This window comes from Planctomycetaceae bacterium (assembly GCA_041398825.1).
GTDB lineage: Bacteria > Planctomycetota > Planctomycetia > Planctomycetales > Planctomycetaceae > F1-80-MAGs062.
The window spans coordinates 163,799-189,325 of the sequence record JAWKTX010000003.1; the positions used below are offsets into that span (position 1 = coordinate 163,799).

Annotated in this window: 18 protein-coding genes; 9 read left to right on the plus strand and 9 right to left on the minus strand. The window is 53.7% G+C overall.

Annotated features, from left to right (window positions below; translation table 11 throughout):
* Positions 1-102 precede the first annotated feature (102 nt).
* From R3C20_07040 to R3C20_07055, 4 genes are all read left to right on the plus strand, one after another.
* Positions 103-1,317 carry a PQQ-dependent sugar dehydrogenase gene (locus tag R3C20_07040; GenBank protein ID MEZ6040243.1) on the plus strand — a complete coding sequence of 405 codons (1,215 nt, stop codon included), beginning with the start codon at positions 103-105 and terminating at the stop codon, positions 1,315-1,317.
* A gap of 296 nt (positions 1,318-1,613) precedes the next feature.
* The gene (locus tag R3C20_07045; protein MEZ6040244.1) at positions 1,614-2,303 is read left to right on the plus strand and encodes an ABC transporter ATP-binding protein; all 690 of its coding nucleotides are present in this window, start codon (positions 1,614-1,616) and stop codon (positions 2,301-2,303) included.
* Positions 2,300-3,655, plus strand: coding sequence for an ABC transporter permease (locus R3C20_07050; GenBank protein ID MEZ6040245.1), 1,356 nt, complete (start codon positions 2,300-2,302; stop codon positions 3,653-3,655). The genes R3C20_07045 and R3C20_07050 overlap by 4 nt, the downstream gene beginning before the upstream one ends.
* Positions 3,656-3,678: 23 nt before the next feature.
* Positions 3,679-4,176 (plus strand): hypothetical protein, encoded by a 498-nt coding sequence (locus R3C20_07055; protein ID MEZ6040246.1) that lies wholly within the window; start codon positions 3,679-3,681, stop codon positions 4,174-4,176.
* Positions 4,177-4,302: 126 nt separating this feature from the next.
* Here the strand turns inward: R3C20_07055 and R3C20_07060 are convergent, their stop codons facing one another.
* The 9 genes from R3C20_07060 to R3C20_07100 form a co-directional block, all read right to left on the minus strand.
* Positions 4,303-5,613: a DUF58 domain-containing protein gene (locus tag R3C20_07060; GenBank protein ID MEZ6040247.1), complete on the minus strand. Its 1,311-nt coding sequence runs from the start codon at positions 5,611-5,613 to the stop codon at positions 4,303-4,305.
* Positions 5,610-6,569 (minus strand): MoxR family ATPase, encoded by a 960-nt coding sequence (locus R3C20_07065; protein MEZ6040248.1) that lies wholly within the window; start codon positions 6,567-6,569, stop codon positions 5,610-5,612. Before R3C20_07065 ends, R3C20_07060 begins: the two co-directional genes overlap by 4 nt.
* Positions 6,570-8,087, minus strand: a complete 1,518-nt coding sequence (locus R3C20_07070; GenBank protein MEZ6040249.1) for a DUF4350 domain-containing protein — start codon at positions 8,085-8,087, stop codon at positions 6,570-6,572.
* Positions 8,059-9,078 carry a DUF4129 domain-containing protein gene (locus tag R3C20_07075; protein ID MEZ6040250.1) on the minus strand — a complete coding sequence of 340 codons (1,020 nt, stop codon included), beginning with the start codon at positions 9,076-9,078 and terminating at the stop codon, positions 8,059-8,061. Before R3C20_07075 ends, R3C20_07070 begins: the two co-directional genes overlap by 29 nt.
* Complete coding sequence (locus R3C20_07080; protein MEZ6040251.1) at positions 9,078-9,914, minus strand: hypothetical protein; 837 nt, start codon at positions 9,912-9,914, stop codon at positions 9,078-9,080. Before R3C20_07080 ends, R3C20_07075 begins: the two co-directional genes overlap by 1 nt.
* Positions 9,911-10,915, minus strand: a complete 1,005-nt coding sequence (locus tag R3C20_07085) for a stage II sporulation protein M (protein ID MEZ6040252.1) — start codon at positions 10,913-10,915, stop codon at positions 9,911-9,913. Before R3C20_07085 ends, R3C20_07080 begins: the two co-directional genes overlap by 4 nt.
* Positions 10,912-11,913, minus strand: coding sequence for an RDD family protein (locus R3C20_07090; protein ID MEZ6040253.1), 1,002 nt, complete (start codon positions 11,911-11,913; stop codon positions 10,912-10,914). Before R3C20_07090 ends, R3C20_07085 begins: the two co-directional genes overlap by 4 nt.
* A 227-nt stretch (positions 11,914-12,140) precedes the next feature.
* Positions 12,141-12,938 (minus strand): VOC family protein, encoded by a 798-nt coding sequence (locus R3C20_07095; protein MEZ6040254.1) that lies wholly within the window; start codon positions 12,936-12,938, stop codon positions 12,141-12,143.
* A 119-nt stretch (positions 12,939-13,057) separates the two neighbouring features.
* Complete coding sequence (locus R3C20_07100; protein ID MEZ6040255.1) at positions 13,058-14,167, minus strand: hypothetical protein; 1,110 nt, start codon at positions 14,165-14,167, stop codon at positions 13,058-13,060.
* A 356-nt stretch (positions 14,168-14,523) separates the two neighbouring features.
* Between R3C20_07100 and R3C20_07105 the strand changes: the two genes are divergently transcribed.
* The 5 genes from R3C20_07105 to R3C20_07125 all read left to right on the plus strand — a co-directional run bounded on the left by R3C20_07105 (position 14,524) and on the right by R3C20_07125 (position 25,515).
* A complete protein-coding gene (locus tag R3C20_07105) occupies positions 14,524-15,822 on the plus strand; it encodes a DUF1501 domain-containing protein (GenBank protein MEZ6040256.1) in 1,299 nt (432 codons plus the stop codon).
* 264 nt (positions 15,823-16,086) lie between these two features.
* Complete coding sequence (locus R3C20_07110; protein ID MEZ6040257.1) at positions 16,087-18,522, plus strand: PPC domain-containing protein; 2,436 nt, start codon at positions 16,087-16,089, stop codon at positions 18,520-18,522.
* 102 nt (positions 18,523-18,624) lie between these two features.
* On the plus strand, positions 18,625-21,048 hold the full coding sequence (locus R3C20_07115) for a DUF1553 domain-containing protein (protein ID MEZ6040258.1): 2,424 nt from the start codon (positions 18,625-18,627) through the stop codon (positions 21,046-21,048).
* A 200-nt stretch (positions 21,049-21,248) separates the two neighbouring features.
* The gene (locus R3C20_07120) at positions 21,249-23,942 is read left to right on the plus strand and encodes a c-type cytochrome domain-containing protein (protein ID MEZ6040259.1); all 2,694 of its coding nucleotides are present in this window, start codon (positions 21,249-21,251) and stop codon (positions 23,940-23,942) included.
* 226 nt (positions 23,943-24,168) lie between these two features.
* On the plus strand, positions 24,169-25,515 hold the full coding sequence (locus R3C20_07125; GenBank protein ID MEZ6040260.1) for a MotA/TolQ/ExbB proton channel family protein: 1,347 nt from the start codon (positions 24,169-24,171) through the stop codon (positions 25,513-25,515).
* Positions 25,516-25,527 lie beyond the last annotated feature (12 nt).

Below are 25,527 nucleotides of genomic sequence, written 5' to 3' on the forward strand. Positions count from 1 at the left end.
AGTTTCCGTTGATTGCGTCCCGGGACAAGTGCCCCGAAGCACCCGAGGGATAATTGTTGAACTTTCCCGTTCATTGATGAAGAGGAGATTGCAGTGCGAGGTATGATTGCAACTGTTTCAATTTTGAGTGGCTTTGCACTGGTCGCATCGAGTGGAGTGTCAACAAGTCGACTTCGCGCGGAGGATGTTCCGCTGGCTGTTGGAGTCGAGCGTGCATTCCCGAACGTTGTGTTTGATCGTCCGATCGTAGTGACGCACGCGAATGACGGAAGCAACCGTGTTTTCGTTGCGGAACAGGAGGGCATCATCAAAGTGATGCCGAATGATCAGGACGTTGAAGAAGCAGAGGTCTTCCTCGATATTGACGAACGCTGTGTCTATGCAGACAACCGGAACGAAGAAGGTCTACTCGGTTTTGCGTTTCACCCGCGGTTCAAAGAAAACGGCCAGTTCTTTGTCTACTACACCACCGCTAGTGCCGAGCACACGTCGGTCGTTTCGCGTTTTACTGTCTCAAAAGACAATCCTCAGGTTGCAGATCCGGCTTCCGAAGAGGAGATCCTGCGGATCCCGCAGCCATTCTGGAACCACAACGGTGGCACCATTTGCTTCGGTCCTGACGGCTTCCTTTACGTAGCGCTGGGAGACGGTGGCAGCGGCAACGACCCGGAAGGAAACGGGCAGAATCTGACGACCCTTCTGGGATCCATTCTGCGGCTGGATATCGATCACAAAAGCAATGGCAGGAACTACTCGATTCCGCAGGACAACCCTTTCGTCGGAAAGACAATCCCAAATCGACAGGGCAAACAGATTCCTGTCCGTGAAGAGATCTATGCGTATGGCCTCCGCAATGTCTGGAGGATGTCGTTTGACCGAGCCAACGGAACCTTATGGGCAGCCGATGTCGGTCAGAATCTTTGGGAAGAAATCAATGTGATCTCCAAAGGCGGAAATTACGGCTGGAACGTTCGGGAAGCGAAACACTGGTTTCGTCCGGATGGAAATGATCTTGGACGAACTGATCTAATCGACCCTGTTTGGGAATATCATCATGATATCGGAAAGTCGATTACCGGAGGGACGGTGTACAGAGGCAGCCGGGTGCCGGAATTGCAAGGGAAGTACGTTTACGCCGACTATGTGACAGGCCTGCTCTGGGCTCTTGAGTACGCCCCCGCGACGGGCAAAACAATCAATTATTCTTTGACCGGCGAAAAGCAACCTGTCATGTCATTTGGTGATGATGAAGGTGGCGATGTCTACTTCACGACCACTTTCGGCATGCTCTACCGCTTCGCGCCGACGGGAAATTGAAGTCCGATCTTCGCGCGATCAGTTGCCCGTGGCAACCGAACCGCAACAATGACTGATACGAAGTCTGGAAACCTGCGGGCCTGAATCTTCCCGGAAATGATGGGCGTACTTTGCCAACGCTCTTCATTTTGCGGGAAGATGATCGCCGGGACGACGGGCTTTCTTCCGCCGGATTCAGCCGAACGGATTTCGTGTTCCGGAAATCTGTCCGCCTGCAACGCTGCCGCAATCTGTGATGCGACCTGCAGAGGCCTTCCTGTCCTCATGCATTCCGCCGTTTCCTTTGAAAGTTTCCCATGTCACTTCTGCTGAAAGATATTCAAAAAACGTATCGACAGCCCGACGGAACCCCCATTCCGGTGCTGGGCATCGATCAGTTCAGCCTTCAGCAAGGCGAACAGGTGGCCCTTGTCGGATCAAGTGGAGGAGGGAAAACGACGCTGTTGAATGTGATTTCCGGCATTCTGTTGCCGGATTCCGGCGAGGTGCGTATTGACGGAACAAACATTGCGAAAATGTCTGAGGTTGTTCGCGATCGATTTCGAGCCCAGAAGATTGGAATCGTTTTTCAAACATTCAACCTGCTGCCGGCGTTCACCGCGCTCGAGAACGTCTTGCTGGGAATGTCTTTCTCCGGACGCAAGGTTGATCGAACCTTCGCACTGCATCTGCTCGATCGCGTCGGCTTGAGTCACCGATTGAATCAATCACCGAAACGATTGTCTGTGGGGGAGCAACAGCGCGTGGCTGTTGCACGAGCACTTGCCAACCGGCCCTGCCTGATGCTGGCAGATGAACCAACCGCCAACGTCGACCCTGCGAATCAGGAATTAATCCTGAAGATGATTTGTGATACCTGTCGGGAGAACAACATTACTTTGCTGATGGTGACCCATTCAACCGAAGTCGCCGGTACTTTCGGCCGTGTTGAGCGACTGAGCGATTTCAATCATCCTGGGACCACAACTCGGGGGGCAGTGGCATGAATATGTTTTCAATTGCCTGGAAGAGCGTCCGTCAACGTCGTGTTGCAACAAGCCTGACCGCGCTGAGTATTGCGCTGGGTGTCATGTTGATGGTGATTGTTCTCATCATCTCCGGGGCGATTCAGTCCGCATTCAATCAGCGTTCCACCGGCTATGACCTGATCGTTGGACCGAAAGGAAGCGACTTACAGCTGGTGCTGAGTTCTGTTTACCGAATTCAGCCACCCATTGAGAACCTTCCCTACATGTATCTCGAACAGCTGCGCAATGATCGACGTGTAGAATCGGCTGTCCCGCTCGCATTCGGCGATGTCACCGAAGAGGGCAGCTATCCGATCGTCGGTACGACGTCCGAGTATTTCGAGAACGAATACGCCCCCGGAAAGTCCTTTCGGATTCGCGGCAAGCGAATGAATGGCTTATTCGATTCGATTATTGGCGCGGAAGTGGCTCGGATGAACAGTTGGGATATTGGATCACAATTCACAATCAAACATGGAGGCGCAGAAAGTGATCATGTGCACGACGAGAAGTTCACTGTTGTGGCAGTGATTGCCCCGACGGGGACCGCAGATGACAAGTCCGTCTTTCTGAACCTGGAGGGGTTCTATGCAATTGCAGGCCACTCGAAACCAGTCGGGGAAGTTCGCAAGCGGTTGCAGGACTTCTACGCGGCAGAACCTGAAATGCTGAAGAAGTCGATGGCTCAGCTGGATTCGTTTCAGGCCCATCTGGATGCCGACGCCGAAGGGGGACATGATCACGATCATCACCATCATCATGAGACCCCGGATGCAATGAAGGAAGTAACATCCATCCTTGTACGCACGCAGTCCGGCAATTCGGCTTTTCCAGCGATGTCGCTGATAAGTGATCTGAAGACGGGTTATCAGGCCATGGCCGTCAATCCCGTCATTCCCATTCAGCGATTAATGAAGGATGTGCTGGGGAATATACAGAAGGCGCTCATCCTGCTGACGGCTGTCATCGTCGTCGTCTCCGGTGTCAGCATCTGTGTCAGTATCTACAACTCGATGTCCGATCGCCGCAAGGAAATAGGAGTCATGCGTGCGCTGGGAGCGAGCCGGACGACGCTTTCCTGCATCATCATCGCAGAATCCACTTTGCTTTGTGTCGGAGGCGGTTTAATTGGCTGGTTACTGGGACACGGAATTGCCGCACTGGCGTCCCCTGCGGTTTCGCAGCGGACTGGTCTTTTGCTCAACCGATGGGCAATCAATCCATGGGAAATTGTGCTGTTCCCGGCCCTGCTTCTTCTCGCCATTCTGGTTGGCTTTCTTCCAGCCATCAGCGCCTACAAAACTGATGTCGCTGAGGCCCTGAGCTCGTAGAAATTCAATTCGCAGAAACAAAGATGAATCAATCGTCCGGAAATACGGTGAGTGGTCGTTGGCTTGTGGTGGCCATGTTCACGTTGGGATTTACCGCGACAGGACTCTTGTTCCTGTACTGGAACCTGCATCTGCTGCCGTACATGCCTTTGCAGGAGGCGATTGTTGCTGAATTTGAAGATTCTGCCCCTCGTGTTGAGGGCGGCAAACGCAAACTCCACAACGAAGACAGCCCTATGCTTCTGCGTATCGTGATGCGTGTTCCGTACGACCCAACTGTCGAGGATACTCCAACCCGGATAAAACTGGATGCAACGGTCGATCGCCTGAAAGAACTCGCCCGCGAGAAAATCCCTGTCGATGCGTTTCGGGAATTTCAGTTAATGGAAGTTCACCTCTACCATCCGATCCGTGAAAAGGAAATCCGCGAGCTGACAATCGAGTCACAACTCACGGCCTCGGCCGATGTTGACCAGCAGCTTCTTCCGGTGAAAGACCAGGAGACGCCGCCGGGCAAGTGAAGAATTCTCGGCGGAGATGCGGGAGCTTCAGAAGACCTGGACAATCCCACAGATCCTGCAGCCAGAGTTTCCGTGGATGACCGTTCGGAAATGCACTGTGCAAAGAAGCTGTCGACGGACCCAGAGCTACATGATTCCACGGGATTTAATAGCCAGATATTCATTGATGAGACGCTCTGTCAAAAGATCGGGTGGTGTGTCGATCAGCAGAACGCCTTCTTCGCGTAACGATGCCGCTTCGTGGGATTGCCCCGTCAGTATCTGTGCCGCGGCGGCTGTCTGGTAGGCCTCCAGGTCGGTTTCAGGAACGCGGTCCGCCATTGCCCTCAACCCGACATCCTGCAGCAGAACACACATGGGTAAGTACGGCAATGAACGCACGCGCAGGCTTTCTCCGATGACACGTAACTGAAGTTCGTCCGTCACGAAGGTGATCATGATGACAAGGGCTCGTTTGCGCTGCACCATTGTCAGATATTCGACGGCGAGGCTATAGTCGGATGCATGGACAGATGCCTGAATATCGTATGTGGACCGAAGAATGCTTTGAATCCCCGGCTTTCCACGCACCGGTCGCACAAATCGTTCAATTCGGTTCGAGAAGGCGAGCAGCGCGACATTGTCGCCTTGTCCCAGTGCGATGTAGCTCAGCATGATGGCGGAATTCAGCGCGCGGTCGAGGTACGAAATCCCATCGGCTTCGTTGCGCATGAAGCGTCCACAGTCAACCATGATGACGATGTTCTGGTTTCGTTCGACGTTGAATTCACGGCAAATCAGGGTTCGCTGTCGTGCGGTGGCTTTCCAGTCGATGTGACGCACTTCATCACCGTAGCGAAATTCTCTCAGCCTTTCGAATTCACGCCCCTGCCCCGGCATGCGAACATTTCGTACGCCAATTTCAGCCAAACGGTTCTGCTGTGCCATCAGTTCGTATCGATAGACTGCTCGAATATCCGGATAGACCTGGATTGGCTTGGGTATGGGCCGTTCCTGATGTCTGTGCCAGAGGCGAAGTCGTGTGAGAAAACGCAGATGAACCGAAGCCAGCTGTGACGCACCGCGTTGATGCGGCAGAATCGAATAAGAGATCCTGTCGTGTGTCCACGGGGCCAGAGTTACGGATTGGGGCATTCGTTCCGTTTTGCACAGAGGTCCGGCGTCATCATGGACGGCTATCGTCAGGGTCTGATTTGACTTATTGTGGAGAACAAGCGACGCCGGATTGCTGGTACCCAGGCTCAGAACATCGGAAATGGCTCGTTCAATTTCGATGTCGCGGGGTGATGGACTGATCAGAAGATCGACACATGCAACGATGGCCAGAATCATATTGGCGACCAATGCGATGTCCGCAAGATTCTGATTCACACCAGCCAACATCAAAGGTACGCACAGAACGGCCGAGATTGCGATGAAAGCTCGAGACGGAATCATGACCGAGGAGCCTCAACGCTTTCGAGGATCCCGGCAATGGTTTCGTCTGGAGTGCTGCCTTCGATTTCTGCTTCCGGACGCAGTCGCAAGCGGTGCCGTAACACCCACGGAACCAGTTCTTTGATATCGTCGGGAGTAACGAAGTCGCGCCCGCGGCATGCCGCCAGAGTTCGAGACGCGACAACAAGATTCACGCCCGCTCGAGGGCTGGGCCCGACAGTGACTGAGCCCCAGGTGCGAGCAGCATTCAGGATGTCGACAATGTATTGAAGCAACCGGGGCTCAATGATGACGCTTTTGACGGTTTCCTGGATCTCCAGGACGTGCTGAGCTGTCATTATGGGCTTGAGGTTGAAATCTTCGAGGTGTCTGGGATCCCGCCCTGCCGCGTAATGTTCAAGAATTCCCACTTCGTCGGCCGTCGGTGGGTAGTCAACAAGAAGCTTAAACATGAAGCGGTCAACCTGAGCTTCCGGCAAAGGATAAGTGCCTTCATGCTCGATTGGATTCTGCGTAGCGATCACGAGAAACGGCCGGTCCAGGATGTGCGTGTGACCATCGACGGTGACCTGCCGCTCCTGCATGACTTCCAGCAGAGCAGCCTGTGTTTTGGGCGGCGAACGATTGATCTCGTCGCTGAGCAGGATGTTTGTAAATACGGGCCCCTGATTGAAGTGGAACGCCTGTTCTTTCATATCGTAAATGCTGTGCCCAGTCAGATCCGACGGCATCATGTCGGGCGTGAACTGAACACGTCGGAAGTGACACGAGACCGTTTTCGACAGGATGTTGACCAAAAGCGTCTTGCCGAGGCCGGGTGGCCCCTCGATCAATACGCTGCCTTCTGCGAAAAGCGCGACCAGAACACCCTCAATCAATTCCACCTGTCCGACAAGCACAGTACCAATCTGCTCGAGTGCCTGATCGAATGACTGTTTTACCTGATGAAGTTCCATTTATTTCTTTCGTGTTTTTTCCTGGTAAGAAAGCTTGTTGTGAAGCGTCGCCAGCCATCGCAGTGAGGTTGCTGCCACCGCTGGGCTGACCTGGCCCGAAGATGCTATCTGTTCGGCCCTTCTGATCTGGTCGCGGACCTGTTCAACTGGCAGCCCCGACCGCTGAGCGATTGCGTCGTAATCTTCCAGTCGAACCATTCCACCAAATCGGCGTCGAAGCTGGCTGCGAATATACTCCAGGTAACCCCGGACGACTCCGCCACCATCATTGAGTTGTGAATACAGTGTTCCGGTTGATTCGGCTGCGTCGGTCAGTGAACGGCGGCGGTGATCCGAAACGGCAGTTGCCGGGCCAAATCGGTGAAAACCGAACCAGAGCGACAAAAGACACAGGACCACCAGCTGCAGGGTTCCTATTCGCATTGCCGGACTGAACAGGACTCCTGTTTGCTGGTAGGCATTGCTCGCGTTCAGATACTCATTCACGATAACAACGCACGGTTCAGAACGTTCAGCAACTTGTTTCTTGTAAAGGTACTCCACCAGACGCACGGCAAGGTTAGCTGATTCCGGAAACAGCATACTGCGGTTTGAAAAAATATCCGGGCTGGATGTCACCAGCACTCCGCCGCGACCAACGTTCCAGAATGCCACCTCAACGGCGTCGTCTGATGTGACGAGCGGCTCCGCATGGTATTCGGTAGGCAATCGCAGGGTTGAACGCGATCGCCACGTGACCGATCCCTGTGTGATAACCGAACTCGCGCTTGTTTCCTTTGTGACAACCTGATTTCCCAATTCTTCTGCGGTCAGGTCTTTATCGCCGCCGATCGGCCCCAGGCCAGTTTCGGATCGATCTGATCTGTCAACAATCTGCTTCATGGGGTTGCTTAAGTCCGAGGCCGGCTCTGAACCTGCTTTTGTATCAATTGCTGCGGATGTGGGCGGGATTGAGGCGGCATTGTCTTCCGCGTTGTTCACGTCGGTCTGTTTGACATCGCCTTCAGGCATTTCAGCAGGAAGTGCAGTTGGATTCGCTGTGGAATCCTCCAATGGAACATTCCCCTGGCTTTGCTCTTTCGAACTACCAGAGCTGGTGGTTGGTGCAGCGGCTGTCGTTACGACGGGGGAAAACCATGTACTCGAGTTAATCTCAATCCCAAGGGATGGGATTTCGCACGCATTGTTTTCCATGGCTGGTGCAAAGAGCAGATAGCCACCATTCCTGACATACGCGAGAAGTTCCCGCTCTTCGACTTCTGTCGGGTATCGTTCAGGCGACACCAGCAGCAGTACAGAATGATTATTGGCGGGAATCAGTGAGTCTACGTCACGCTCGACATAGGGAAAGAGTGCTGAAAGGGTCTTGTACAGCCCCAGCTTGCCGTTGATTGAGTTACTGTAAGAATCCGCCGAAGATCCTTTCTCGCCAGGCAGCCACCAGAATTGAAGGATGACCAGGAAAGCGATTGAGAGACCCCAGAAGATGTCAGACCGCTTCAGCTTGCTCTTCTTCACGGAAAGCTCCTTTGAATGCGTTCAGACATTTTTCGAAAGATTCCCGTGTCGCCTCACGGCGTCCGAAGTAAATCTTTTCAAACTCCAGTGCAGTGATCGCAAAGGCGTCTCGTTTCCCGCGACGACGCCAAACGGATCGAACGTAGTCGCGATTCGTGAGCCCTTTGCGGTACCGAATCAACCCCGACCGTTCGATCCAGCTCATTGATCCCAGAAGCAACTCGCGAATCGCTGCGCGAAAGTTGCCCTCGGCAGCAAACTGCACTGCGCGTCCTTCGTAGGTCGCCGCCGCGAGCTCACCGGGCGGCTTACTTAAGTTTGCCAGATCTTCCTCTCCGTCAATGATCAATCCTCCGGTCTCTGTCTTGCGTTTGTCCATCGATTTCACGACCATCGCGACAATCACTGCCAGTATGAAAAGAATGGCTGCAATCGCCAGCAGCGTAAATGCCTGCGACAGCAGTCCGGCTCCTGCGCCAAGAGCTCCGTTGACGGGCACGCCCGGGTTGTTGTTGCGAGTAGAACTTCTGAAGCCAATCGAACGAATGATCCAGGTGAAGAAATCACCGATGGCATCAAACACCGAACGAATACCATCCAGAACCCACTGTTGCACATCATTCAGAAATCCAATGTCATTCTCAACCAGTTCAGGCGGATCCATCCGTTCCAGGATGCGGCTTCGAACTGATCGAAATTCATTTTCCTGCATGACACTCTGTGCTGCATCCTGAATCTGTGCATCACTGAAGACCGAGTCCTGCACCAATGATGAGCTCAGGGCTGGTGACGAAGCCATCGCAATCGGCCTTGATCGCAGTGAGGATTCGATCGTCGGTTGCCCGTGTACCGAACCACCAGACAGCGAGATCAGGACCAGCAGCGCTGTGCGGGCGACCCAACAACGGAGGCCTGAAAGCAAAGGGAGTTCAATCTTCCATGACCCATTGCGATGATGATTCGTTTCGGGCACTGCAGCGAGCGTGGGCATCATGTGAGTTCCTCCAACCGTCGCGATTCGACGCGGAACTGAAGTTCGATGTCCCAGCATTCGTTTCGAATTCGTTGGTCCAGATAGCAAAAGAACCAGGCCAGCCTCACCAGCGGCAATGGAATCCAGATGGCAATGTGCATCACCGTCAGAAACAGGGGACTATCCAGAGCGATTGCCATCATTCGATCGCTGAAGTCGACACGCGGATTTGGCAGTCTTCCCACAAAAACAGGCATATTGATCAGGGCATTTGAAAGAACGTCTATTGTGATGAACACGCCAAGACTGATCAGTATCCAGACAAATGCCAGCCCGATGACGTGCGAGAGATTCCGGGAAAAACCGCCGCCCTTGCTGAGCCATGACAGTCGCGATGTGACCTGTGTCAGCGGGGTATGTTCCAGAAGCAGAACTTCCGGCATATGTCCCTTCTGTGCTGTCACAATCGCTGCGGGGAAGGCAAAACACATGAACGTGGCAAGTTGAAGGAATCGGTAAAACAGAGATAGAAGTAGGTACCCTACGATTCGTTTCCGGAAGGATCGCATGGCCTGCCGGATAGAAATGGGCACTCCAAAGACCTGCGGTCCCATTGCCGAAACCAATGCGCCACTGAAGAGGCTGGAGAAGAACAAAAATACAAACAGCGAAGGAAACAGCATGTTGGGAGAAACGGCAGTCATCCCCCAGACCAGCGCACAGGATGGAATGGCGAACAGACTTGTCAGCCGGAACAACGGCGCAGCAAATTCCCGAGTAAAAACGAATGCCAGATCCAGACATCCACCGAGAGTTCTCCGCTCAACAGAAACAATGCAGTCTTCGACTTTCATACTGTTTCCTCGTCGAACGCAATTGGTGCAGCTCCACGTCCGGTCAATCCCAGGTAGGCGATCACGCCGCCCCAGGCGAATGTCCCCGCGATATACTTGATGAGAGGGTCGATCGGCATTGGTGAAAAGAATCCTTCAATCATTGCGGCGATCAGCAACATCACACCGGCGCCGAGTGTAATTTCCAGCGCGTGTTTTCCCCTGTGTCGGATGGAATCCCGCCGGGTTCTTTGTCCGGGCCAGACAATGCTTGTGCCGAGTACGATGCCAGCGGCACCTGATACAACTATGGCGGTTAACTCAAACGCTCCATGGGTAATGACAAAACTGGAAAAGTTCAGCCAGGCGTCTCCGCCGTGATGCCAGAGGTAGCCGGTAACCATACCGGTTGCGATTGCGTTCGAAAGCAGCACCCAGGCAGTGCCAATTCCGAAGAACATGCCAAGTGCGAACGCCTGAAAAGCGATCCCGATATTGTTACGGATGTAGAATCCGGCCATCATGGATCGCTGTCCCGCATACACCTCGTCAAACTTTGTGTACTTGTCCGTTCCGAAGTCCTCTATCGCTTCGTCTGTGGCTGCCTTTCCCGCGATCAGTTCGGCCAGGTCCGGACGTTGGTAGCCAATCCACGTGCAAACAACAAAAGGAACGACAAACAGTGCAATTGCTACGAAGAATGCTGTGTGATAATGCCTCAACAGTTGCGGAAATCGGACTCCCAGAAACCGCGTCACGACCTTGAAGCTCACTGGCTGAGTGCGGTACAGGCAATTGTGCCCCTGGGCAACAAGGTCATTGAGATAACGTTCGAGTCGCATGCCCCATTCACGAGACTGCACGAGGGACAGGTCATAGCAGATGGATCGGTATAGCCGAGCCAGATCGCTGACATCACCGCTGCTCCACTTCGATGCGCGAGTCGACTTCAGGTGCAGCAAAAGCTCTTCGAACTTTCGCCAGTCGTTTCGTCGCTGTCGGATAAATCGTTCGCGAGTCATTTGGGCAGCCCGGTGGAGTCCGTGTTGGCGTCGCCTCCGGAGCGGAGCACCATTTCTTCTTCCAGCCAATCATCAAGATTGTTCCGCCGGTCCTCCGCTGATACTGGCGCGGAACGCCGCATACGGCTGGGCCTGACCTCAGCCGTCTGCCTCAAACCCTGGGCCAGAAGACTGGAACGCTGTTCCTTGTCTTCGGTATCTGAAAACGTCTTCAGGATTCGTCGAAGGAAGAACGTATGCCGATTGGGGACGCGTTCAAAGAAGGTATGCGGATTCGATGGGTCGGGGGCACCTTCATCCCAGCCAAGTCGGCTGCGCAGAGCCAGACTGAGCGGCCTTGCAATCTCCTCGCGTCGGGCGTCTGAAATCATCCGATCGCCTTCAAACAGCCGCTCAATCACCGCCAGTGTACGTTCTGGAACGCTGTACTTTCCCGAGCATTCTGGGCGGGGGATGGGCTCCAGACCATGTGTCAGCCCGGCGGCACGGGTAATCCGTTCCCGGTTCTCGTCAATCACCATGGTGTCGAAAACGACATCCCCCAGTCGCTGCAGTCGCCGCGTACACAGCATGCAGAACAATGCCGCGGTGTAAAGAACGAAAGGCTGAGCATCGGCGGCGAGCAGGAACCCGCGACCAATCGCGCTGGTGGGTGTGACCGGGGTGCCATTGGTGTGCACAACACGCAGTTTCTGGCTTCGCTTCCCCGGCGTTTGGCCGTTCCAGATAATCTCGAAGAAGCTGCGGTAGAACCAGTCCAGCAGAAAAGCGACCGTCAGGTACATTCCTATTGCGATCCCAGCCGAGCCAATTCCGAATCGCATAAAGAACCCAAGACATATCATCATAAGAATTGCGACGAGGACTTTAATCAGCATGTCGACCAGAAACGCTACCGCGCGTTTGCCTGGGCCGGCAATCGTGAATTCGAAGTCCACACCTTCCGGAGTTTCCACAACGACACGAGTGTCAACTCTCTGTTTGCTCAGGTCGGTCATAAGGGATTCAATAGTGGTGCTTCCAGGGGCGGCAGACAACGGCTCAAAATGATAAATCAGTAGAAAGAATGCAAACAGCGTGGAACATCACATTGTTAAGCAGACGCGGACAGTCGAATACAGACTCCATCAGGAGCAAGTTGATGACTTGAGACGAATCTGCAGACGGCTGTTTGTGAACGATGAGCATTCTTTGGCGACGCAGATTGCGTGAACGCAGCGCTGGTTCAAACCTCTTCATTCAGTCGAATGATGCTGAAGGCGGCCGAATTGTTATCGGCAAGGATGGCAATTCGACCTACAGGCGTATCAAACGGGGGAACGACGACAGCCCCCCCGCTTCTCTGCACGGCAGCAGTGACGCTGTCCACGGCATCAACGCGGAAGTAAACCGACCAGTGCGACGGCGTCTCTTTCCATTCAGACGACATCTGCATGATGCCTCCCATTTGTTCTCCCGTGGAACACCTGATGGTGAAGTATTCGACATCGATGTCGCCCTGGAATGGCTCGAATGTCCATCCAAACAATTCACCGTAAAACTGACGGGCTGCCGCGGCATCTCTTGAAATCAGCTCATTCCAGCAGACGCTGTTGAGTTCGTTTCGCAACGAAGCGCCGCCGTGAGAACCTTTCTGCCAGACTCCAATGATGCTGCCACCGGGTGATGACAGAAATCCCACCCGTCCATGTTCGCCGGCATTCATCGCAGGGCAGGTAATCTTTCCTCCCAGGTTCTCTGCCAGACTCAAAGTTTCATCGACATCATTCACACACACGTAGGAATTCCAGACGCTCGGCATTCCGGACTTCGCCAGTTCCGGAGCCATCTGAATCAACCCAGCCACTGGCTGGCCGTCTGATTCAAACTGGATATGCGGCAATGTGTCATCACAGTCATGGTTCAGGTCATGTTGCTGCCACTCGAAAATACGCTTGTAGAACTCGATCGAGGATGGCAGATGTTCGGCAACGAGTTCGACCCACGAAAACTGTCCGTGGGCAAACGTTTCAATCAGCGGCATGCGATTTCTCCTCGGCAACCCAGCGGGAGCCTTTGTTCATCCGGAAGTCAACTGTCAGGCAGTGCCGTGCAGCATCTTACACCAGGCGAAGCTTAATCCGGACAGGGCTGCCGGCAAAACTAGTGGGCTGTGTCTTTTTTTGGTGTGTTACATACCTGATTGGCGGAACTCACGGGAGGTTCTGTCCGGGAATCGTTGTGAATGACAGGTTCAGGCTTACGATCCCGGCCGAATCGACCGTGTTCGAGAAAGCATTTCGTCGCAGCAATGACTTCAGCATCGTTCATCAGGAAGCTGTGTAATCGGGGAACTCTGAGGTAATCAGCCGCCCCTTCGAGCCTGGCGCTGGCTACCGCTACGGTACCATCATCATCACCTTTTATCAGTGGATTGAACCCGCGATCATCTCCTTTGCCTCCGGCGATGACGCCGAATTCAAAGGGAGGTACCGGCAGGATGTTGCTGACGCCATGTTCGCCGGTTGTCAATTGTTGGCCGGCTGGCCCATAGACAAGGCTGTAGAATGCATTGCTCCGGAGGATGTCTGCCATCTCCGCGCCTTTGTTCGGAGTGCCCAGCATCACAAGTCGACGAATTCGAGGATCGTGTTTGTGGCGGGTCAGCCACATTCTGACGACGAGCCCGCCCATGCTGTGCACGACAAAATCAATGGACTCACTCCCTTTCAGAGAAGCGATTACGGATTGCAGGTAGTCAGATGACTGTTCCAGCAAAACCCTGGTACTGGGGTATTCGAACGGCACCACCAGGTAGCCAGCGCTGGAAAGTGCAGAATGCATCGTGCTGAATGATTTTGATGACCGGCCGATTCCATGAAGGATGATGACCGCTTTATTGCGATGTTCGGGAAGTTGATCGCGCTTCGCAATGGCCCGCAGCATCGATTGGCACTGCTCCAGCGTTCCGGAAGCGAAGCGCGCTGCCGTCGGGCTAAGCAATCGATAATGTCGTGAAAGGACATTCTGCTGGATTTTCCATCCCTGAAAGAACTCGACGTCTCCCCAAAACTGCATCCCGCCAAGCGTTGGAACACCGAACGCCGGAATTCGCGGTTGTTGCTCCTCAGTCGATTCGGCAGATTCCTCGATGGATTCATTTCCCGTTGGAACGCTGGAACCGACAAAGGTTCTCGAATAAAGCGACTCATCTGCCATGACTGCTGCGTCTACATTGAGTGTGATCAAAATGACAGTAATTGTTCGCCGCATTCGGAAAATGCCCTGGATGGCAGGTTCTGGTAGAAAATCGCTCAACGGGAGAACCTCCGAGGAAGCATTCGCAAGCTGATCCCGCAAATTCCGTAAAATCAGGCAATCCTCCCGAGAATCGGCACGAATAAAGGCTTTGCTTCCGTGCGTAGCCCTGCTGAACGCTGTGTTCAGTCATGAGGACCATCAGTGATTCGCCTGTCGGCTTCTTGACAATGTGCTGGCAGGGTAGTATCACATTGGTACTGTGAGTGGTCAACTCCGGAGGATTTGGCCCTTCCACACAGCCCAGCCTCAGTTTCCTCCAAAATCCCTGCACACAATACTTGTGTGTTGCCTGCCTCGGAGATCAGCAAATGCTTCGCCCATCCTCTCGCAGAGATTTCCTTCACGTTGGTTTCTGTGGTGGTATCGGACTGACCCTCGCTCAGTACCTGAAAATGCAGTCTGCTCAGGCTGACATCAAAAATTATGAAAGCAAAGAGGGAACTGCGAAGTCGGTGATCTTCATATTCCTTCCCGGCGGGATGGCTCACCAGGAGAGTTTTGACCCGAAACGGTACGCCCCGATTGAGTACCGCGGACCGATGAATTCGATCGAAACCAACGTTCCCGGCGTGTTCCTCAATGAGCGATGGGCACAAACCTCTCGCGTGATGGACAAATTGACTGTGTGTCGCTCGATGACGCACGGCGAGGCGGCTCACGAGCGTGGAACGCACAATATGTTCACGGGCTATCGTCCGAGCCCGGCGCTGTCTTATCCGAGCATGGGCAGTGTGGTAAGCCACGAGTTTGGGCCTCGAAATAATTTGCCCCAGTACATTTGCATTCCAAACCAGCCCAACGAATTCGCCGGAACGGGCTACCTGAGCTCTTCATTTGCTCCGTTCAGTCTTGGTGCCGATCCGGCTTCCGGTAATTTCACGGTCCGTGATCTGCAGCTGCCTGGTGGTGTCACCGACGAAAGGTTTACTCGCCGCCGTAAAGCGCTCGACGCCGTCAATGATTACTTTTTGACAAAGGAAAAGGCAGATTCGCTGGACGCTGTTGATACTTTCTATCAGCGGGCCTACGGAATGCTCAGCTCACAAACAGCTCGGGAAGCATTCGATCTGAGCAAAGAACCAGACGCCCTTCGTGATGAGTACGGACGCAATCAGGCTGGGGCGCGGATGCTGATGGCCCGTCGCCTTGTGGAAGCAGGTGCCCGTTTTGTCACCATGACGTACGGCGGCTGGGATATGCACGACAACATCGCGAACGGAATCAATAATCAGGTACCGCCTCTGGACCAGGCATTCGCTCGGCTGATTCGTGACCTTGACGAACGTGGACGTCTGAAGGATACGCTGGTTTGTGTCGCCAGCGAATTTGGGCGAACACCAAAGATTAACGGCACAGCGGGTCGAGACCACTGGCCGAAGGTGTTCAGCGTTGTGCTCGCCGGCGGCGGGATGAAGGGCGGCTTTGTCTACGGATCTTCCGATTCGACAGGAAGTGAGCCCGACGAGAAGCCTTTAAGTGTCGCCGACTGGGCTACGACCATCTACCACGCCCTGGGAATTGTCGCTGATAAAGAACTGATGGCTCCTGGCGATCGACCAATTGAAATTGTCGACGGTGGCAAGGTTCGCCGAGAGTTGCTTGTCTGAAAAAATTCGATCGAACACCAGCGCTGCATTTGTCATAGCGCTGGTGTTTCTTCGTGTTCGGCTCGCCCGTTTCCGAACCGTTTCCGAACCGTGTCACGTTCTTCGAACACGCCCTCCTCCGAATCAATACACTGCTGCTGCAGAAATATCCCACCGAACTTACTAAGCATCTGGCCGAAATGATCTGGCCGGATTCCTTCTTCTTTTCCCTCGGCGCTTCTCGCCCGGGTTGGCTCCTTCTCACTTCGGTGTAAAGGTCCTGCGATGAAAAAACTCCTGTTTGTTCTGGCAGTCTCCCTTCTTGCCTGTAATTCGGACTTATTGGCTTCGGATCCGACGCTCTCCGTGATCACACCACGTGGTGCTCAGCGAGGTACGGAGCAGGTTTTCCGATTCTCCGGCGCCAGGCTGGAAGATGCGGAAGAGATCTTCTTTTACGAGCCCGGGTTTGAAGTCGTCGAAATCAAGCCTGTCAACGCAAACACCATCGATGTGAAGATCAGGATCGCGGAGGATTGCGAACTCGGCGAACATACGGCTCAGGTGAGGACAAAAAGTGGAGTTTCGGATTATCGAACATTCTTCATCGGTGCGTTGCCAAACGTTGATGAAAAAGAACCCAATACAGAGTTTTCGGCTCCACAGATCATCGAGATGAATGTTACGGTCAACGGCGTTGTTCAGAATGAGGACGTCGATTACTTCGAGATCGAGGCCAGGAAAGGGCAGCGGCTTTCCGTGGAAGTGGAAGGAATGCGTTTCGGGCAAACTTTGTTCGATCCCTACATCGCAATCCTGGATCAGCGTCGATTTGAATTGACTGCCGTCGATGATAGTCCCCTGGTTCGTCAGGATGCTGTGACATCCATCGTCGTACCGGAAGATGGCAGGTACATCATTGAGGTGCGTGAAAGTGGATATGGTGGCAATGGCAACTGCCGATACCGACTACATGTTGGGACGTTTGCACGTCCTCTTGCGGTATTTCCACCCGGAGGCAAGGCTGGAGAAGAGGTTGAGTTGTCATTCATCGGCGACGCTCTTGGACCATTTTCAAAGAAAGTGACTCTGCCGGCAGATGGAACGACGGAGACATTGATCTTTCCGGAAGACGAAAGTGGTATCTCTCCCTCCGGCCACATCGTTCGAATTTCTCCAGTGCCAAACGCATTGGAAGCTGAACCCAATAACTCATTTGAACAGGCCACGGTTTGCGAGTTTCCTTGTTCGTTTAATGGTGTCCTTCAGGAACCAGGTGACGTCGATGTATATCGATTCACGGCGAAGAAGGGGCAGGTTTTCGACGTGGAGTGTTTTGGGCGACGGATTCGTTCGGCAATCGACCCGGTGATGAACATTTACCTGGGGAATGGAAAGGGAGTGGCCGGGAATGATGACTCTCGCGGACCGGACAGCTACATCAAGTTCACCGCGCCTGAAGACGGTGAATATTTGCTTCGAATTGCGGACCATCTTGGTCGCGGCGGTCCGGAGTATACTTATCGTGTTGAGTTTCAGGATGTAAAGCCGTCATTGACGCTGGGGATACCACGCGTCGCTCGGTATTCGCAGTCTCGACAGCAGATTTATGTACCTCGGGGCGGTCGTTTCGCAACGCTCATTTCTGCCGATCGGCAGAACTTTGGTGGTGACCTCGTGATGGAAGACATCCAGTTGCCATCAGGAATCAAGATGATTTCGCAGCCGATGCCCGGAAATCAGAACACAATGCCAGTGGTGTTTGAAGCGGCCGCGGATGCCCCGATCGGGGGTGCTTTGGTCGACTTCCGAATGAAGGCATCCGATCCAAATCTGAATGTGAGCGGAAGATTCATCAATCGTGCGGATTTTGTAATCGCAAACCCAGGCCAGTCTCTCTACGTCTGGAAGGACGTCGAGCGTCTGCCGGTTGCAGTCGTGGAAGAATTGCCGTTCTCGATTGAAATTGTACAGCCGCAGGTGCCTATCGTGCGGAATGGATCGGTCGAACTGAAGATCGTTGCCACGAAGAAAGAGGGTTGGGATGAGGACATCAGTGTTCAGTTCCCGTATCGCCCTCCCGGAGTTGGAGCCAACAGTGCAATCAAGATTCCCAAAGGACAAAACGAGGGACTGTACCTGTTGAACGCAAATGGCAATGCCGCTCTGGGCGCCTGGCCGGTCTACGCAATTGCATCCGCGAACGTGAATGGTGCGGCCTGGACAGCATCTCAAATGGCTACGCTGGAGATTGCTGAACCTTATATAGGCATTGCTTTGAAAAGATCCTCAGTTGAAGTCGGTCAGGAGACGGAGATTCTGGGAGACGTCGATGTTCTGAAGGAACTGAAATCACCAGCCGTTGCGACCCTGATGGGCCTTCCGCACAAGGTCACTGCCGAGCCGCTCCAGATTACCCCGGAAACGAAGGAACTGGTCTTCAAAATCAAGACGGAAGCTGATAGCCCTCCAGGGACTCACAAGAACATTTTCTGTCAGGTCGTTGTGACGGAAAACAATGAACCGATCACCCATGCTCGGGTTGGCAGCACGGAAATTCGAATTGATAAACCCATTCCGAAACCAGCCGCAGAACCAATGCCGCAGGCGGCGGTTGCGAAGGCGGAACCTGCCAAGCCGGCACCACCCGCCGAAAAGCGACTGAGCCGACTGGAGAAACTGCGACTCGAAGCGCAGAAGATCAAAGAAGGTACTCCCTAGTCGAACGCGGCGTTTCGTCGCTGCGTCCGAACAGGCCCTTTGTTTCTGTAGATTGAACAATTCATTTGAACGATAGCGTCTTCATTGAGACGGAAGTAAATCATGAGATCCCTAATACTGTCTGTCGCATCGTTATGTGTTCTGTCGGAGGCTGTGTTCGGACAAGATCAGCCAGCTTCGATCAGTGTTGCTCCCGCCGATGTGAACTTGTCAGCCATGCGTGACAAGCAGATGATCCTCGTGCAGGCAGTCATGCCGAATGGGTTGACATTTGATATTACAGACAAAGCCGTAATCAAAGTTGATACAGACTCTGTCGTAAAGCTGGAAGGAACGACGTTTCTACCGGCAGGCAACGGCGCCGCGAAGGCGACTGTGTCCTATGGCGGTCATTCGGTGGAGATACCGATTTCCGTGCAGAACTGTGAAATCGATCCTCCGATCAGTTTTCGACTGGACGTGATGCCAGTGTTCATGAAGACAAGCTGTAACAATGGAAGCTGCCACGGGGCTGCTCGCGGTAAGGATGGGTTTCGGCTGTCGCTGTTTGGTTTCGATCCGGAAGGTGACCATTTTCGGCTGACTCGGGAAATTCCCGGGCGGCGGATCAACCTGGCTCTGCCTGCAGAAAGCCTGCTTGTGGAAAAAGCGGATGGTGCTGTACCGCACACCGGCGGCAAACGATTCGAGGTCGACAGCGAGTACTACAACACACTCGTGCGATGGCTGGAAGTCGGTGCGCCAAATGACCCCGGTCCGGTTCCGGATATTGTGTCCGTCGAACTGTACCCGAAAGAAGCCGTCATGGATGGTGAAGGGGAGACTCAGAAACTGACGGTACGCGCGAAGTACGCTGACGGTACAGATCGAGATGTCACATCGCTTGCCTACTTCAGTTCGAGCAACGAAACCTCAGCCGAGATCACCCAGGATGGTGTCGTGACCGCCCATGCCCGCGGTGAAGCTTTCATTATGGCTCGGTTTGGGACGCATACTGTTGGATCTCACTTTATCGTGTTACCAAAGGGACTGAGCTACGAAGATCCGAAGACGCCGGAATTCAACTACATCGACACCCTCGTTCATAATAAGCTTCGCAAGTTGCGGATTGTGCCCTCCGAAGTTTGCAGCGATGAACAGTTCCTGCGACGCGTATTCGTGGATGTGATCGGGACTCTGCCGACGTCTGAAGACTTCGAAAAGTTCGCTGCCGACACTGATCCGGAGAAGCGTGCGAAGGTTGTCGACCAGCTTCTGGATCGTAAAGAGTTCGTGGACATCTGGGTGATGAAATGGGCCGAACTCCTTCAGGTGCGAACGATTGATAACCGAGTCGCCACCAAGCCCATGCTCGCGTATTTCAACTGGCTCAAGGAAAAAATCGCAGCGAATACTCCTTCCAATGTGATGGTGCAGGAAATCCTCTCTTCCCGCGGAGGATCGTTTGCAAGTCCGGCTACGAACTACTACCAGACTGAGACTGAGACGCTGAAAGTTGCAGAGAACGTTGCTCAGGTTTTTATGGGCATGCGAATTCAATGCGCACAATGTCACAATCATCCGTTCGATCGATGGACGATGGACGACTACTACGGCTTTGCAGCATTCTTTTCGCAAATAGGTCGTAAGCGAGGTGAGGATCCACGGGAAACCATCATCTTCAATTCTGGCGGTGGCGAAGTTCGCCATCTGGTTGACAATCGCGTCATGACGCCAAAGTTTCTGGGTGGTGCAACTCCCGATCTGAAGGGGCGTGATCGCCGCGAAGTCCTGGCTGAGTGGCTGGCGAGCCCGGAAAATCCATACTTCGCGAAGAATCTTGCAAACATTGTCTGGGCTCACTTCTTCGGACGTGGAATCATCAATGAAGTGGATGACGTCCGTGTGAGCAATCCACCAAGCAATGCAGAGTTACTGGATGAACTCGGTCGTAAGTTCACAGAATACAACTACGACTTCCGTTCACTCGTCAGAGATATTTGCCTTTCAAGAACATATCAATTGTCCACAACTGCCAATGAAACGAATGCGATGGACAATCGCAATTTTGCGAAGGCAGAACTGAGACGATTCCGAGCCGAGGTGCTGCTGGACAGTATCAACCTGGTCACATCGACACAGGAGAAATTTCCGGGATTGCCGGTCGGTGCGAGGGCGGTCCATATTGCGGACGGTAATACCTCAACCTACTTTCTGACCACGTTCGGTCGAGCGAAACGTGAGACGGTGTGTTCGTGCGAAGTCAAAATGGAACCCAATCTTTCGCAGGCACTGCACCTGATCAACGGCGAAACATCCAACAATAAGATCAAGCAGGGCGGTCTGGTTCCCGCGATGCTGAAAGAAGGCCGTACACCCGCTGAAATCATCACTGAACTGTATGTCCGGTGTTTCACCCGGAAACCGACAGAGGCGGAATTGTCCGCTCTGACAGGGATGCTTCAGGACGGACAGAATCCGCAGGAAGTTCTTGAAGACATCTTTTGGTCTCTTCTGAACTCTCGGGAATTCCTGTTTAACCACTAGGACCAGAGCATCCGGCATCATTTGTATGGTCCGATCCTGTGGTTCAACCACAGGCGGGCCATCGCCGACTCCAAAACCGAGGCATGGAAGTCTGCGGGGAATAGCAAAAGAGTGCCGAAGACGTAGTTGGTAACGGTTTTTGATTTTCAGTCTAAACGGCAGCATCCGGTGGGGTGATGTCGAATCCAAAGGTGTTTGCAATGACAAACGCAAAAGCAATCTCGATTTTTGCCGCCGCATTATTGCTGCAGGGGACGGCGATTGTCTCGGGGCAGGAAAAGGTCAACTACGAAGACCACGTGCGTCCGATCTTTCGAGACAAGTGTTTCAGTTGTCACAACACGAACAAGAAGTCAGCTGACCTTGACCTGACCACCTATACGTCCCTGATGACAGGTGGGGCGTCGGGAGCTGTGATCGAGCCTGGATCGTCGGACGGAAGTTATCTCTATGCGCTGATGTCCCATGTCAGCGAGCCTTACATGCCTCCGAATGCTGACCGGCTTCCGGATGCAACGCTGGATGTGGTCCGAAAATGGATCGAAGGTGGAGCGCCCGAGACATCTTCCAGCAAGGTCATGATCAAGAAACAAACAGTAAATCTAACTGTCGAGGTGTCTGCTGGAGTCCGTCCTGAAGGACCGGCACCGATGCCCGATGTGCTCAACCTTGAACCCGTTGTTCATACCGGCTCCACAACTGCCGTATCAGCAATTGCGACCAGCCCATGGGCGAAACTTGTCGCGGTAGCAGGTCAGAAACAGGTGATTCTTTATCACAGCGAGACCATGCAACCGTTGGGTGTTCTGCCATTCCCTGAAGGGCAGGCTCGTGTGCTGAAATTCAGCCGCAACGGAGCATTGCTGCTCGCTGGTGGCGGGCATGGTGCAGCCCGTGGTCTGGCTGTCGTCTGGGACGTTCGAACTGGCGAACGCATGATGGAGGTTGGGGACGAGCTGGATGAGGTTCTGGCTGCAGACATCAGCGCTGATCAAACCCTGATTGCTCTCGGTGGTCCGCAGAAGATCGTTCGGGTCTACAATACCGGGACAAAAGAACTGGTCTACGAGATTGCCAAACACACCGACTGGATTTACTCCCTTGAGTTCAGCCCCGACAACGTACTGCTGGCAACATCGGATCGCAACGGTGGATTGCATGTCTGGGAGTCTTACACCGGGCGTGAGTATCTGACACTCGCAGGACATACGGCTGCCGTCACGTCTGTATCCTGGCGTGGCGACGGAAATGTGCTGGCATCAGGCAGTGAAGATGGCACCATTCGCCTCTGGGAGATGGAAAACGGTGGCCAGATCAAGAACTGGGGCGCGCATGGCGGCGGAGTTTTCTCGATTGAGTATACCCGAGATGGGCGTCTTGTTTCCTCGGGCAGAGATAAGGTCACTAAGCTTTGGGATGGAAACGGCGGCGCGCTTCGATCATTTGAGGCGTTCGCGGACCTGGCACTGCAGGCGACGCATTGCGACGAAACTGATCGTGTCGTGGCCGGAGACTGGACGGGCGAGATTCGAGTCTGGAACGCTGCAGACGGAACTCGCCTTGGTCAGCTAAGCACAAATCCTCCGATGCTTGAACAAAGGGTTGCCGAAGCAGAAAGCCTCTTAGCACCTGCAGACGCTGCGATGAAGGCCGCCGCAGATGGTCAGGCTCTGGCGGCATCTACACTAAAAATGCAGCAGGAGAAGGTCGCTGCTGCACAGAAGACCCAGTCAGAAATCGAAAAACTTGTTGTTGATACGACTGCGGCTGTTCAGGAGCTTGAAAAGCAAGTCACTGCTGCGACCGCCGCTCAGACAACGCAGCAGGCTTTGGTCAGCTCACTGAAGAAGGCGATCCCTGAGTTGAATGCGGCTGCGGTCAAAGCGGTGGAAGCATCTTCGACAATTCAGTCGGATGAGGAACTGAAGAAGATTGCTGGTCAGCTGCAGGCTCAGGTTGTGGCAAGAAATGCAAAGCTCTCCGAAACAGAAACGGCACTGGTTGCCACTACCGAAACGCTGGCAAAACTCAATGAATCGCTGGCAAAGACAAAGCAGTCATTGACCGATTATTCCACAAAAGCAACGGCGGCAAAAGCAGCAACGGAAAAGGAAGTTGCCGCAGTCGAACCATTGAACCAGGCACTGGCTTCAGCAGATGCAAATCTTGTTGCCGCCCAGTCAGAGGTCAATCGGGTCAATACGTTGATTGCTCGCTGGAAGAATTATGTTGCACTGCGGGATGAACTGGCAGCGTTAGAACTCGCGCGAAAGGAGAGAGACTCCAGGCAGCTGGCCGCCCTCGAAATCAAGGCCGTCATGGAAGAGAAGACAACCGAAGTCTCCTCAAACCAGTCTGCAGCAGAGAAAGCTCGCATGATGATGACTGCGGCGGAACAGACAATGAAGCAGAAGTTGGCGGAGATGGCAGAAGTCCAGAAACTTCTGGATGTCCAGCAGAAACAATTGGCCCAGCGAGAGATGGCACAACCCATGGTCGTCTCTGCCCTGAACCAGGCCAAGGCAGCGCTTGCGGTATTGGCTGAAGACGCAGAGATCAAGGCCTCTGCCGCAACACTGGAGAACATCGTCCAGCGTCAGGAAAAAGAGATTGTTGCTGATCGTGAACAGGTCGTCGCTATGACCCAGGCAGCAGCAAAGCTAAACGCAGAATCTGATGCTGCAGCGAAGGCAATGAGCGATGCTCAAATGCAAATGGTTGCTGCTCAGAAAATGGTGCAGCAACTGGAAGCAGAATCAGAGCCAATCAAGGTTCAGGTGCAGCAGGCAGAAGCTGAGCTTCAGGCTGTTGAGCTGACAGTTCAGAAAGCTGAAGAGGTTGTTGAAGCACGTCGAGAGCAGATTCGCCCTCAACTGCAACTGACGTCTCGATAGACGCAACATCTTCGGGAAAAATGCACCGACCGACACTCTCCACCATGGTAGGGTGTCGGTCGCTGTTGTTTTAGCCGATAAAGTTTACCGGGACTGTGCAACCGGGCTGCGGCAGATTCTGCTGGTTTATTCTGGCGGCACTTTCCACTATCTGTTTTCACGGGGCATTCGTTACTCTGCCACTTTGACGAACGAGAATTCTGCGACTTTGCACGGAAGCAAGACTATGTCGCCCAATCTACAGTCCACAGGGATCCGCACTTCTGAAAAGGGGGCTGAGTCTCAACATGGCACCCGAACGCTTCGCAATAGGCGTGAACAAAGTCTCTTTGGAGTCGTAATTCCGGGGGCTTTCCTGACGGTGATTTTCTATGCCGTCGCCCCTGTCATGCCGGGTGCCCGTGAGTTCGTGACGCGATATTTCTGCAGTCACCCCTTGGAGTATGTGAGTACATTTTTATTCTGTATTGGATGCAGCATCCTCTGGTCCGGTTTTCGTCGTTCGCAGAAGGAAAGACGTGGGCTGGAATTCGTCGAGGAGCAGCAGGCACGTATTCGCGAATGCAAATCTGCGGAGGAGTGGCTTCATCCCATTGAGCCGGTGATTCGAACTACTTTCGCAGCTGCGAGAGTTGGTGACGCAATTCAGTATTGCAATCGCAACGCAGGGGCGAGTCTCGAAGAGCATTTACGGTATCTGGCAGAACTGGCTTCTGAACGTCTGCATCAGAGCTACGCTATGATGCGAACCATCACATGGGCAATACCGATCCTTGGCTTCCTCGGAACCGTCATAGGGATCACCATCGCAATCGCCAACGTAACGCCAGAGCAATTGGAGTCTTCTCTGCCGGAGGTCACGGCAGGCCTTGCGGTTGCATTCGACACAACCGCTCAGGCGCTCGGGATGTCGATAGTGTTGGTTTTCAGCACGTTCGTCGTTGAACGTCGGGAACAGGCGCTGCTAAGCGAAGTGGAACAATTTGGTATCGATACATTGTTTGCCTCGCTGGTGCCATCACCCGAACAGAGTTCGGAGGCCGGCAGTGATGAGGTGCTGCACCAGACGCGACTCTTGCTCAGGAAGCAGGAGGCTGCGTGGACGACACATCTTGAAGAACTCCAGTCGAAATGGAGCCAGACGCTCCTGGAAGGAACGGCCCGGATTTCCGAGTCGCTTGGTCGCGAGACAGACCTTGTCCTGGAATCGCACCGCCATGCGATGAGTGAGGCAGGCGATTCGTACAGTGCAGTGCTGCATCGCTCGACAAAAGCGTTCGCCGACCAGATGCAGGGTTCACTGGCACAGTTCAGTGATCGGATCGAGTCGTGGCAGTCAGCACTGCAGCAGACATCGTTATCGGCATGTGGGCAGGCCGAAGAACTGCACAGTCTGGGACGAACGCTGCTGCAGCTTACGGAATCGGAACAGCGACTCGCCGCATTGCAGCAACAGCTCAATCAGAATCTGCAGGCCATGCAGATCGTCGAAACGCTGGAGCAAACCGTCAGTAGCCTCAACGCTGCCATTCATGTGCTCACTGCAAAGTCAAACATACGCTCGGCAGCGTAGACGGTGCCCCAC